Origin of the sequence: Neobacillus rhizosphaerae, from assembly GCF_937468385.1 — a bacterium.
Lineage (GTDB): Bacteria > Bacillota > Bacilli > Bacillales > Cytobacillaceae > Neobacillus > Neobacillus rhizosphaerae.
In genome coordinates, this window is sequence record NZ_CALBWS010000013.1 from 1 (window position 1) to 12,260 (window position 12,260).

At 40.2% G+C, this 12,260-nt stretch carries 14 protein-coding genes and 1 tRNA gene; 12 read left to right on the forward strand and 3 right to left on the reverse strand.

Annotated features, from left to right (window positions below):
- Positions 1 to 43: 43 nt before the first annotated feature.
- From M5A78_RS11240 to tsaD, 5 genes are all read left to right on the forward strand, one after another.
- Positions 44 to 120: transfer RNA gene (locus M5A78_RS11240), tRNA-Asp, on the forward strand.
- 202 nt (positions 121 to 322) lie between these two features.
- On the forward strand, positions 323 to 778 hold the full coding sequence (tsaE, locus tag M5A78_RS11245; RefSeq protein ID WP_248735452.1) for a tRNA (adenosine(37)-N6)-threonylcarbamoyltransferase complex ATPase subunit type 1 TsaE: 456 nt from the start codon (positions 323 to 325) through the stop codon (positions 776 to 778).
- Entirely contained in the window at positions 775 to 1,482 is a 708-nt protein-coding gene (tsaB, locus tag M5A78_RS11250; protein ID WP_248735366.1) for a tRNA (adenosine(37)-N6)-threonylcarbamoyltransferase complex dimerization subunit type 1 TsaB, read from the forward strand. Before tsaE ends, tsaB begins: the two co-directional genes overlap by 4 nt.
- A 12-nt stretch (positions 1,483 to 1,494) precedes the next feature.
- Positions 1,495 to 1,944: a ribosomal protein S18-alanine N-acetyltransferase gene (rimI, locus tag M5A78_RS11255; RefSeq protein WP_248735367.1), complete on the forward strand. Its 450-nt coding sequence runs from the start codon at positions 1,495 to 1,497 to the stop codon at positions 1,942 to 1,944.
- Positions 1,941 to 2,966 carry a tRNA (adenosine(37)-N6)-threonylcarbamoyltransferase complex transferase subunit TsaD gene (gene tsaD, locus M5A78_RS11260; protein ID WP_248735368.1) on the forward strand — a complete coding sequence of 342 codons (1,026 nt, stop codon included), beginning with the start codon at positions 1,941 to 1,943 and terminating at the stop codon, positions 2,964 to 2,966. Before rimI ends, tsaD begins: the two co-directional genes overlap by 4 nt.
- Positions 2,967 to 3,491: 525 nt before the next feature.
- On the opposite strand, the gene M5A78_RS11265 is transcribed toward tsaD, so the two are convergent.
- Positions 3,492 to 5,411, reverse strand: coding sequence for an ABC-F family ATP-binding cassette domain-containing protein (locus M5A78_RS11265; protein ID WP_248735369.1), 1,920 nt, complete (start codon positions 5,409 to 5,411; stop codon positions 3,492 to 3,494).
- Positions 5,412 to 5,588: 177 nt separating this feature from the next.
- Between M5A78_RS11265 and moaC the strand changes: the two genes are divergently transcribed.
- The 6 genes from moaC (at position 5,589) to M5A78_RS11295 (ending at position 10,701) form a co-directional block, all read left to right on the forward strand.
- Complete coding sequence (moaC, locus tag M5A78_RS11270; RefSeq protein WP_248735370.1) at positions 5,589 to 6,086, forward strand: cyclic pyranopterin monophosphate synthase MoaC; 498 nt, start codon at positions 5,589 to 5,591, stop codon at positions 6,084 to 6,086.
- A gap of 35 nt (positions 6,087 to 6,121) precedes the next feature.
- Positions 6,122 to 6,778 (forward strand): redox-sensing transcriptional repressor Rex, encoded by a 657-nt coding sequence (locus M5A78_RS11275; RefSeq protein ID WP_248735371.1) that lies wholly within the window; start codon positions 6,122 to 6,124, stop codon positions 6,776 to 6,778.
- Positions 6,779 to 7,105: 327 nt separating this feature from the next.
- A complete protein-coding gene (locus M5A78_RS11280; RefSeq protein WP_248735372.1) occupies positions 7,106 to 7,729 on the forward strand; it encodes a YhbD family protein in 624 nt (207 codons plus the stop codon).
- Positions 7,730 to 7,741: 12 nt separating this feature from the next.
- Entirely contained in the window at positions 7,742 to 8,464 is a 723-nt protein-coding gene (locus M5A78_RS11285; RefSeq protein ID WP_248735373.1) for a bactofilin family protein, read from the forward strand.
- Positions 8,465 to 8,480: 16 nt separating this feature from the next.
- Positions 8,481 to 9,200: a cytoplasmic protein gene (locus M5A78_RS11290; RefSeq protein ID WP_248735374.1), complete on the forward strand. Its 720-nt coding sequence runs from the start codon at positions 8,481 to 8,483 to the stop codon at positions 9,198 to 9,200.
- A 1-nt stretch (position 9,201) separates the two neighbouring features.
- Complete coding sequence (locus M5A78_RS11295) at positions 9,202 to 10,701, forward strand: MDR family MFS transporter (protein ID WP_248735375.1); 1,500 nt, start codon at positions 9,202 to 9,204, stop codon at positions 10,699 to 10,701.
- A 52-nt stretch (positions 10,702 to 10,753) separates the two neighbouring features.
- On the opposite strand, the gene M5A78_RS11300 is transcribed toward M5A78_RS11295, so the two are convergent.
- Both M5A78_RS11300 and M5A78_RS11305 read right to left on the reverse strand, forming a co-directional pair.
- On the reverse strand, positions 10,754 to 10,954 hold the full coding sequence (locus M5A78_RS11300; RefSeq protein WP_248735376.1) for a YdiK family protein: 201 nt from the start codon (positions 10,952 to 10,954) through the stop codon (positions 10,754 to 10,756).
- A complete protein-coding gene (locus M5A78_RS11305; protein WP_248735377.1) occupies positions 10,951 to 11,673 on the reverse strand; it encodes a CPBP family intramembrane glutamic endopeptidase in 723 nt (240 codons plus the stop codon). The genes M5A78_RS11300 and M5A78_RS11305 overlap by 4 nt, the downstream gene beginning before the upstream one ends.
- A gap of 283 nt (positions 11,674 to 11,956) precedes the next feature.
- On the opposite strand from M5A78_RS11305, the gene groES reads away from it, so the two are divergent.
- Positions 11,957 to 12,244, forward strand: a complete 288-nt coding sequence (gene groES, locus M5A78_RS11310) for a co-chaperone GroES (protein ID WP_024027274.1) — start codon at positions 11,957 to 11,959, stop codon at positions 12,242 to 12,244.
- The last annotated feature ends 16 nt before the right edge of the window (positions 12,245 to 12,260 follow it).

Consider the following 12,260-nt stretch of genomic DNA (forward strand, 5'->3'; position numbering starts at 1 on the left):
CATAACCCGAAGGTCGCAGGTTCAAATCCTGTCCCCGCAATATGGTCCGGTAGTTCAGTTGGTTAGAATGCCTGCCTGTCACGCAGGAGGTCGCGGGTTCGAGTCCCGTCCGGACCGCCATTATAGTTTGTAAACTAAGTACGAAACAGGGTTTCGTCTTTTTTTATGCCTTTTAATAGGTAGTTCTCATTTTTTTTTCATAAATCATGTAAACTTCAAATGAAATAAGTATCCTTAGGAGATATCCTAAGGTTTTTTTTGCACATAAATAAGGGTAAAATGAAGATATAGGATAGTTATGTTAAAGTATAAAGGTGATTGGATGAATCAATTAGAACTAAATACAATGAATACTGATGAAACTTCTCAGTTCGCAGAACGGTTGGCCTCATTTTTAAAAGCAGGAGATGTCATTGCTCTTGAAGGCGATTTAGGTGCTGGCAAAACAACCTTTACAAAAGGTTTGGCTAAAGGGTTGGAGATAAAAAAGACCGTAAATAGCCCAACGTTTACAATTATTAAAGAATATAAAGGGAAGCTGCCACTATATCATATGGATGTTTACCGCGTAGCTGATGCTTTTGAAGACTTGGGTTTTGAAGAATACTTTGAAGGTGATGGAGTAACTGTAGTGGAATGGGCCCATTTGATTGAGGAGCAACTTCCTCATGAAAGGCTGACCATTTTCTTGTACCGTGGCGAAGGGGATACAAGGAAAATGGTTTTATCACCAATGGGTGAGAGATATGAGCAATTATGTAAGGAGATTTTTCGATGACAATATTAGCGATCGATACTTCTAACTATGCGTTAGGGGTAGCGCTTTTAGAAGATAATCAGATACTTGGCGAGTATATTACTAATTTAAAAAAGAACCACTCCGTGCGAATTATGCCGGCTATTCAGACGCTTATGAAGGATTGTGAAAGGGTACCTGCTGATTTAACGAAAATTGTGGTAGCAAAGGGTCCTGGTTCTTATACGGGAGTAAGAATCGGTGTTACGATTGCTAAAACATTAGCATGGACTTTACAGATACCGCTTGTTGGAATTTCTAGTCTGGAAATTTTAGCGTCAGGTACAGGAAGATACTTTGAAGGCTATGTATCACCATTATTTGACGCGAGGAGGGGACAAGTCTACACAGCACTATATCAGTTTCAAAATGGCAATCTGACAACGGTGGAGCAGGATCAGTTGGTTATGTTAGCCGACTGGGCAGGGAAATTAACGGAATTAAGCAAACCGATTTTATTTGTTGGAAATGATCTCCCCATTCATAGAGCTAAGATTGAAGAGTTGTTAGGAACAAAAGCCATTTTTGCAAGTATCACGGAACACAATCCACGTCCGTCGGAACTTGCATTGTTAGGCAGAGATATACAAGGGGAAGATATACATTCCTTTGTACCGAATTATATCCGTTTAGCTGAAGCGGAAGCAAAGTGGTTAGAAGCAAAAGGGAAAATTTCAAATGGATAGGATAAGAGGAAAATGGTAGATTCTTACGTTTTTCGTTATATGAGGGAAGAGGATATTGACCAAGTTTTAGAAGTGGAACATGCCTCGTTTACAACGCCATGGAGCCGGGAAGCTTTTTATAATGAAATATATAATAATAAATTTGCTGTCTATATTGTTATTGAAGAAAATAATAAAGTCATTGGATATTGTGGGACATGGGTCGTGATAGATGAGGCACATGTGACAAATGTGGCCGTCTTACCGGGCTATAGAGGTAAGAAACTCGGAGAGGCATTAATGAGTAAGTTAATGTCAATGTCCAGGGAGATGGGAGCAAGAAAAATGACACTTGAGGTCAGGGTAACGAATCATGTAGCACAATCACTTTATCGGAAACTCGGGTTTCAAAACGGTGGGATTCGTAAAAATTATTATTCTGATAATCAGGAAAATGCACTAATTATGTGGGTGAATTTATGAAAAAAGATCTATTGATACTAGGAATCGAAACGAGTTGTGATGAGACCGCAGTCGCGATTATTAAAAATGGCCGTGAAATTGCCGCAAATATTGTCGCATCACAAATTGAAAGCCATAAACGTTTTGGTGGTGTGGTTCCTGAAATTGCTTCGCGCCATCATGTTGAACAAATAACAATTGTGATTGAAGAAGCATTGAAGCAAGCAAATGTTACATTTGCAGAAATCGATGCGATAGCTGTTACAGAAGGCCCGGGATTAGTAGGGGCCCTGTTAATCGGGGTTAATGCTGCGAAGGCACTTGCCTTTGCTCATAACAAACCACTTGTACCGGTCCATCATATTGCCGGGCATATTTATGCGAACAGACTGGTAACTGAGTTGAAGTTTCCTCTTTTAGCCCTAGTTGTTTCTGGGGGACATACTGAGCTTGTATATATGAAAGAGCACGGTCATTTTGATATAATCGGTGAAACAAGGGATGATGCTGCCGGTGAGGCTTATGATAAGGTAGCGAGGACATTAAATATGCCGTATCCCGGCGGACCTCATATTGACCGCATGGCGCAGGAAGGTAGCCCGACGATTGATTTACCGCGTGCTTGGTTAGAGGAAGGATCGTATGATTTTAGCTTTAGCGGCTTGAAATCGGCAGTAATAAATACGGTTCACAATGCGGAACAACGGGGAGAATCGATAGCCCCTGAGGATCTTGCGGCGAGCTTCCAAGCAAGCGTCATTGAAGTGTTAGTGAAGAAGACGGAAAGAGCTGTAGCTGAGTACGGCGTGAACCAGGTATTAGTAGCTGGCGGTGTAGCAGCGAATAAAGGATTAAGAGCCGCTTTAGAAAAGGCTTTCGCTGATAATAGTAGGGTAGAATTAGTGATTCCTCCTTTATCATTGTGTACCGATAATGCTGCGATGATTGCTGCGGCTGGAAGTGTGATGTTCGAAAAAGGAATCCGAGCAGAGCTTTCCCTGAATGCGAATCCGGGACTAGATATCGAAATTTATAATAATTAGCCCTTCTACTGGAGGGCTTTTTTGGCCGACAGGAAAGTATCATTTCCTATCAGGTATACGTGCAACTACACCTCTGACTTCGCCAATCGGCGAGTTTTTTTATCTTATAAAAAAACTAATCAAACGTTTGTTTAAATAGGATTAAGGTTTCGGAAAACGTTAATTTGCAGAATAATGTGGATAATTTTTTGAAAAAGTTGAAACAAAATACCATGAGTTGTTGATAAGTGGGTATGTAACTGTGGGTATTGTGGATAAAAACGGTGTTTATTGTGGATAATGTGTAAAAGTTAATTAACTGTTTAAAAATAAGCTGTTTGAAATGTGAATAAGGTTGTGGACAAGGGTGTTATTTTTAATAAATTGTTATTATCCTACGATAATTTGTCGATAGATTCCAGGGATTTGTTAATATCGATCAAGATTTGTCGATAGCCCACTAAAATTGGTTCATATATTCAGCAGCCTAGCTATTTCAGGAAAGAAATAGTAAAAAAACCGGACTAATCAGTCCGGTTATCACAATTATTCAGCCAGTTCTGCCCATTCTTCCATCAATTGCTCGAGCTCTATCTTAGCTTTTTCACTTTTTAAGTTGATTTCTAATACTTTTTCGTGGTCTTGAAAAATCTCCGGTGCGCATAATTGCTGCTCATAAACGCTAATTTGTTCTTCAAGCTCCTCTATTCGTAACTCAATTCCATCCAATTTTCTTTTTCGCTGCCGTTCAAGCCTTTTACTATCCTTATCCTGTTGATATTTATTTTTCTCTTTAGCTTCCACATCTGCTGCTTTTTTTACCGACGCTGCTAAAGCAAGTGCTTCGAGTTCTTCCTTTTCAAGTTTCTTCTCTAAATAATAATCATAGTCACCAAGATATTCAGTGCTTCCCTCACGGCTCAATTCCAATACTTTTGTAGCAATACGGTTAATGAAATACCGATCATGTGAAACGAATAAAATCGTTCCAGGGTAATCAATCAAGGCGTTCTCGAGGACTTCCTTGCTATCAAGGTCTAGATGGTTGGTTGGTTCGTCTAATATTAACACATTTGCTTTTTCTAACATCAGTTTAGCAAGTGCAAGCCGTGCCTTCTCTCCGCCGCTTAAGGTAGAGACAATTTTCAGGACATCATCGCCGGAAAATAAAAAATTGCCGAGAACTGTCCGGATTTCTTTTTCACTTTTTAATGGGTAATCATCCCAAAGTTCATTTAACACGCGTTTATTCGAGGTCAATTCAGCCTGTTCCTGGTCATAGTACCCGATTGAAAGGTTTGTCCCATATTGTATGGCTCCTGCAAGCGCAGGTAGTTTTTTGATAACTGTTTTTAACAGAGTCGATTTACCGATTCCATTTGGGCCAACAAGGGCAATGCTTTCTCCCTTATAAGCCCGAAAGGTGATGGCATCCGAAACTTTTTCCCCGTCGTAACCAACCGCAAGCGAATCTACCATTAGAACGTCATTTCCACTTTGTTTTTCAATTTCAAACGAGAAGGTTGCGGACTTTTCATCACCTAAGGGACGGTCCATAGTCTCCATTTTCTCAAGCTTTTTCCGGCGGCTTTGTGCTCGCTTCGTCGTCGATGCGCGTGCCAGGTTCCGTTGGATAAAGTCCTGGAGATTGGCTACCTCTTGCTGTTGTTTTTCGAAAAGCTTCATATCACGCTCATAATTGGCCGCTTTTTGGTCAAGGTAAGAACTATAGTTACCCGGAAATCTTTGAATTTTTTTGCGGGATACTTCGTAAACTTGGGTGACAACTTTATCTAAAAAATAGCGGTCATGGGAGACAATTAATATCGCACCATCATAGCTCTGTAAATATTGCTCAAGCCAGGAAAGGGTTTCGATGTCAAGATGGTTGGTAGGCTCGTCCAAAATTAAGATATCAGGTTTCGTTAATAGCAATTTCCCTAAGGCAAGACGGGTTTTCTGCCCACCACTTAAACTTGAAATCAGCAAAGAACTTTCGCGGAAATTTAGCCCATGCAGCACGGAGCGAATATCGGCCTCGTATTGATATCCACCTTGTTCCTTAAATTTCACTTGGAGCTCGTCATATTCTTTAAGAACACGTTCGTATCTTGTGTTGTCTCCTAACATACTTGGGTCAGCCATTTGATTTTCAAGCCTGCGCAGTGATTTTTCCATCAATTGAAGCGGTTCGAAAACGGTTATCATTTCTTCCCAAATGGATAAATTTGATTCTAAACCAGTATTTTGTGCTAAATAACCGATGGTCACTTCTTTTGGCTTGATAATATCCCCGCCATCATGAGACAATTGTCCGGCAATGATTTTTAACAATGTCGATTTCCCTGCACCATTGCGGCCAACAAGTGCCGCGCGGTCCCGGGTTTGTAATTCTAGCTTTATATTCGATAAAATAAGGTCAGCACCATAATATTTTTGTAGTTGATTGACCTGCAATAAAATCATTCTAATTCACCTCTATTACATAGGAATAGTGTACCTTATTCCGGCAATGACGGCAATAAAGGGCAGACCTATAGCGGCGTGTGAGACATGATTTTCTGAAAAAATGTATGAATTAGTTCAAAGTTTCACACACAATAACTAAAAAATAGTGTATGATTTTTTTGGGAGGATTTATTTATGGCAAATTTTACACATTTTAATGAAGAAGGCAGAGCAAAGATGGTCGACGTCAGCGAAAAACCGGAAACGGCTCGGACCGCTCTTGCTCATTCAAGCATAACTGTTAGTAAAGAAATTTTTGGAAAAATAACTAATAATGAAATGAAAAAAGGCGATGTCCTGGCTGTGGCCCAGGTTGCTGGGGTTATGGCGGCAAAAAAAACATGGGATCTGATTCCAATGTGCCATCCGATTCCATTAACAGGAGTTAATATTTCCTTCTCATGGGAAGAAGATCAACAAGATCAATATCATTTACATATTGCAGCAGCGGTAAAAACCAAAGGTAACACGGGTGTGGAAATGGAAGCGTTAACAGCGGCGTCAGCTTGTGCCTTAACCGTGTATGATATGTGTAAAGCAGTGGATAAAGGCATGGTCATTGGACTGACCTATTTAGTCGAGAAAACGGGCGGCAAAAACGGCGATTATAAAAGAACCGAACAAGTTAAATGAAATGTAACTAAATCATTCAAGGGGTGTGGGAGATTATGAGTAATGAAACGATGAAAATACCACAGGCGACAGCAAAACGGCTGCCCCTCTACTATCGATTTTTAAAAAACCTCCATTCTTCCGGTAAACAAAGGGTCTCTTCCGCAGAATTGAGCGAGGCGGTGAAAGTGGACTCAGCAACCATTCGCAGGGATTTCTCCTATTTTGGTGCTTTAGGGAAAAAGGGCTATGGCTATAACGTCAATTACTTATTATCCTTTTTCCGGAAAACCTTAGACCAAGATGAATTAACAAAGGTTGCGTTAATAGGAGTCGGTAATCTCGGAACTGCCTTTTTAAACTATAATTTTTTAAAAAATAATAATACGAAAATAGCGTGTGCTTTCGATGTCGATCCGGCCAAAATGGGAACGATGATCCGTGAGGTACCAGTTTTTCACATGGATGAATTAGAGAAGGTGATTGTCGAGGAACAAATATCTGTGGCGATTCTAACGGTTCCTGCTCCTGTTGCTCAAATGATCACGGACCGACTTGTGAAGGCCAATGTGAAAGGGATATTAAATTTTACTCCGGCAAGGTTAAATGTTCCTCCCGCCATTCGGGTTCACCATATCGACCTAGCAGTAGAACTGCAATCACTGATTTACTTTTTAAAGCACTATCCGACTGGGGAAATAGAAGAAGAATAGTAGCATAAAGGGTTTTTCACGAATATCTACTCGTGAAAAGCCCTTTTTTTGTTGTATAGGAAATTATAAGATAATTAATTGTGGATAAATTGAAATAGTTCTCTGAATCCAGCTCCAGCGCCCAGCGGCTAGTGTACTTCGCTCTCCGCCCTACGATAAGTCAACATCGAATCGCTATCGCTCTTCGTGTTTCCTTTATCTCAGTTGGAGCGCTCCAGTCCATACGCCCTAAACGGGCGCTTGCGCCTTTTGTGCTTGAAGGTCTTTTTGCTGCTTTACAAACGTAACAGTGTTATGTTACATTGAAAATAGAAAGGGGTTTTCAATATGAGTGAGGAGTTAATTTCTAAGAAGGATTTATTAGATATTGCTGGAATATCGTATGGACAGCTATATCGCTGGAAACGGAAGGATCTCATTCCTGAAGAATGGTTTATTCGGAAATCCACATTTACGGGGCAAGAAACTTTCTTTCCAAAGGAAAAGATCTTAGAAAGAATCAATAAAATTCAAACAATGAAGGAAAATTTGTCATTGGATGAGCTAGCCGATATGTTTTCTCCAAATATTAGTGATTTGCAGTTGGAAAAGGATGATTTAATAAAACGTAACATTGTTTCAATTGAAGTAATGAATTTTTATCTAGAGAACGATAAAGGCGTGAAGATATTTAATTTTCCGAGAATCCTTGAAGTATATATATTAGAAAAGCTGCTTCAGTCAGGTGAAATTAATTTAGATGAGGGGAAAATGCTCTTACAGGTATTAAAGGACAATGCGCAGCATATCAAGCAAAAAAGCTGTGAATTGGTATTTACGCGAAAACTAGGAGTGTCATCGTGTCTTTTATTATTGAATACCGAAGCTGCTCATTTTGAGCGAGGAACGAAAGTTGTCACGACTCTCGCACTGATGACCTGTATGGAAGAAATTAAATCGAAATTATTGTAAAGGAGAATCGTGATGGAAACAAAAAATAGAGGAGATTTGGTCATTAATGGTATTGGGGCATCAAACGGTGGGCAGTTCCATCTTGTTACCTTAAATGGACGAGGAACAGTTAACAGTGATTTGGAGTGTAGTGAATTTGAATGCAATGGTTCAGGTACGGTCAATGGCAATGTTACAGCAAATACAGCTAAGGTAAGCGGGAATGCCAGTTTTAAAGGAACAATCGAAAGTCAGAAGTTTACGGTGGACGGAACAGCAAAAATTGGGCAAAATCTGTATGCGAAACAATTACAGGTTTCAGGTAAAGCCTCTGTTGGCGGAAAAGTAAAAGCTGAGGAAATTAAACTAAGGGGCATTCTGACGATTGGAGAAGATTGTGAGGCTGAAACGTTTAAAGCACAATACCGGTTTACTATTGGCGGACTTTTAAACGCGGATCAAGTAGATATTGAGATCTATGGAGAATGTAAAGCACAAGAAATCGGCGGGCAAACGATCATCGTAAAACAACATAAAGGATCTTTCATGGGCACTATCTTCAAGCCTTTTTTTAAAACCCAATTAGAAACGGATTTAATTGAAGGAGACAGAATTGAACTTGAAAATACGATAGCAAAAGTCGTCCGTGGTAACCAGGTTAGGATTGGTCCTAATTGTCATATTGGCGTAGTTGAATACACAGAAGAATTTTCACAGGATAAAAATGCCATTGTAGGTGAAAGCAGAAAGGCTTAATGGGAGGGAGAAGAAAATGGGAAAAAGCGAAAATCTTATTATTAATGGATCAGGAAGTTACCCCGGCGGCCGTTACGATAAAATCAGCATCAGAGGAGAAGGTACGATCGTTAATGATGTGGAATGTTCAATTTTTAATGTCTATGGCACGAGCGAATCCGTCGAGAATGTTACAGCAGGCTCAGTAAAAATAATTGGTGAGGCAGAATTCCAAGGGAATATCGAAGTGAAGGAAACGCTTGTCATGGGGACCATGAAGGTCGATGGTAAAGCCTATTTGAAAAAAGTGAAGATTCTCGGGTTGCTGGAAGTGGGTGAAAAGCTCAGTGGAGATGAAGCAACCATTAAAGGGAGCATCGTGGTCAATGGTGATGTTGAATATGAAAGGTTCGATTCAAGCGGAGATTTTGAAATCAAGGGATTATTAACGGCTGATACGATTATGGTGGGATTGCGCTTTGGCCAGAGCTCAGCAGAAGAAATCGGTGGCGGAAAAATCACAGTTAAGAGAAAGAAAAATTCTCTGTTTCCTTTTGGAAAAGAGGTAGGATTCCTAACGGCTAAAGTAATCGAAGGGGATGATGTTTATTTAGAAAATACGAAAGCCGATATAGTTCGAGGCAATATGGTCAAAATTGGCCCTGGTTGCCAAATTGGATTGGTGGAGTACACTAATGAATTGGCTCATGACCCTTCATCAACGATAAAACAAAGTCAAAAAAACAAAGGAGAATAGGATGGTAGCAAAGGATAGTAAGCTAGGATTGGTTGTTGCAGGGTTATTATTGGGGATTTTAATGGCATCGATGGATAATACGATAGTAGTTACTGCGATGGGAACGATTGTCGGTGACCTCGGTGGGCTCGAGAGCTTCGTTTGGGTGGTTTCTGCCTATATGGTAGCGGAAATGGCGGGGATGCCGATTTTCGGCAAACTATCGGATATGTATGGCCGGAAGCGGTTCTTTATTTTTGGATTAATATTGTTTATGGCAGGTTCTGCGTTGTGCGGGACAGCAGAGAACATTACACAATTAAGTATTTACCGTGCTATTCAGGGGGTAGGCGGTGGCGCGCTAGTGCCGATCGCGTTTACGATCATGTTTGACCTCTTTCCTCCTGAAAAGCGCGGGAAAATGGGCGGCTTGTTTGGAGCAGTATTTGGCTTGTCGAGTATTTTTGGTCCATTGCTCGGGGCATATATTACTGACCATATTAGCTGGCATTGGATTTTCTATATTAATTTACCACTTGGGATTTTGTCGCTGATTTTTATTGTCATCTCCTACAAAGAATCGCCTATTCACCAAAAGCAATCAATTGATTGGTGGGGAGCAGTGACCTTAATTGGAGCCGTGGTTTGTTTAATGTTTGCCCTGGAACTTGGCGGACAGAAATATGATTGGGATTCTAGTGTCATTTTAAGTTTATTCACAGGATTTGCAGCACTATTTCTACTCTTTTTATTCGTTGAGACAAAAGCGAAGGATCCAATCATTTCTTTTTCGATGTTTAAAAACCAACTGTTTGCCGGAAGTACGATCGTTGGCTTGTTTTACGGGGCCGCGTTTATGGCGGCAACAGTATATATCCCGATTTTTGTCCAGGGGGTTTATGGCGGCAGTGCCACCAATTCAGGGCTTATTTTGTTGCCCATGATGCTGGGATCGGTGATAACGGCACAGGTCGGTGGATTTTTGACAACAAAAATGAGCTATCGGAACATCATGTTTTTATCGGGTGTCATTTTGATTATCGGATTTTTATTGTTAAGCACGATCACACCGGATACAAGCAGGGCGTTGCTGACAATCTATATGGTTGTGATTGGTTTGGGTGTCGGTTTCTCATTTTCTGTTTTGAGCATGGCGGCGATTCATCCATTTGGCATGGAGCAACGGGGCTCGGCTACCTCGACAAGTAACTTTATTCGCTCGCTCGGCATGACGGTAGGTATTACGGTATTTGGAATGATTCAGAGAAATAATTTTAGCGGGAAATTAGCTGATGCTTTTTCTGGGATGGGACCAATACCTAAAGGTGATTCGCGGCAATTGTTATCGGAGCAGGCAAGAAGCCAGATTCCAGCACCAATATTGGAAAAAATCACGAATGCCCTTTCCAGTTCAATCGTTCACACCTTTACCTGGGCGCTAGTTCCCGCGGGCTTAGCCTTCCTGTTTATCTTTATTTTGGGGAAAGAGCGAATGGTGATCAACAGGCAAGAAATTGAGTGAACAGGGGAAAAAATAAATGAAAGGGACCCATGCACAATTAGGGTCCCTTTCATTATTTTTTTTGTTGATTCTTATATCTAAAATGAAAAGCAATCATTTTTAAGCCTGAGCCGAAATCAAATGTGGCTAATAAAATCAGGAGATAGCTGAAGAAGCCCCAACCGTTTTTCTGCACATCATCAATGGCAAAGTAAGTAAATAGCCCGCCAAGCAGGAAGTAAATTAATCCGGAAAACAAGGGTGAACGTCTCATAGAAAGCCTCCGATAAAGTTTTGAACCGCTTCAGCCTCACGTCTTAATCTGTCAATATCATCTTTGTAAACAGTTTGAACCAAGACAACCATGGTGTTCATCGTGACGTGGGCAAAAATCGGCACGGCAATACGCCCAGTTTTTACATAAAGAAAAGCAAACGTAAAGCCCATGGCCGAATAAAGTAGAATATGCACCGGCTCTTGATGGGCCAGAGCAAAGATTACAGAACTAATCAATGCTGAGATAAAGAAGTTAAACCGTTTATGCAGGACACCAAAAATAATTTTTCGAAAGACGATTTCTTCTAATATCGGTCCGATAATGCTCGTTACAATGATGGCCAACGGGAATAAGTCGATGATTCGAAGGATATGCTGCGTATTTTCAGAGCCCATCTTAATCCCTAAGAGAGTTTCGATAATGGCTGCGACGTACTGAGCAAAAAGAGCTAAAAAGACTCCTAAAAAAGCCCACATGACTGAATATCCAAAAGTATGGTCTCGTTTGTTAAAGCTATCTTCCTTGATTTCCTTTCGCAGTAAAAAAAGGATGATTAGTAAGGCAAGCGAAAAACTGGCAATGAGCCAAATAGGAATAGCAAGATTTTGGCTAATTCCTAAAGATTTAAAGCCCAACATCAATACAGGAAGTCCGATTAGGCTGGAAAACTGCATCACAATGTAAACGATTATGATAATCCAATATTCCCTTTTCAAATTTGTAATCTCCTTTTAAATCCATTCCAAATTTCCTACACTATCTTATTATTCTACTCTTAAATACAGGAAAGTTTCAATTTTGAGGAACATTATTAGGAAAATGAAGTATAGAAATTTCCGCTTTTCACATACTTGTAAGGTTGTAAAAAAATGAAAAAATTTATGCTTCTTACTTGCAAAAGATTTTCAGATTCTTTATTATAATAATTGTGTTAGCACTCAAGGTTAGAGAGTGCTAATAATGTCAGAATTACATATATTTTTGAGGAGGTTGTTTGATTTGTTAAGACCATTAGGTGATCGCATTGTCATTGAGCTTGTTGAATCAGAAGAAAAAACTGCAAGCGGTATCGTATTACCAGATTCAGCGAAGGAAAAGCCTCAGGAAGGAAAAGTTGTTGCCGTTGGCACTGGCCGCGTCCTTGAAAGTGGAGAACGTGTTGCACTTGAAGTTGCTGTGGGCGACCGCATTATCTTCTCAAAATACGCTGGTACGGAAGTAAAATACCAGGGTACAGAATATTTACTATTACGTGAAAACGATATCCTTGCTGTAATTGGTGAGTAAGGGATTTTTTAAAAAA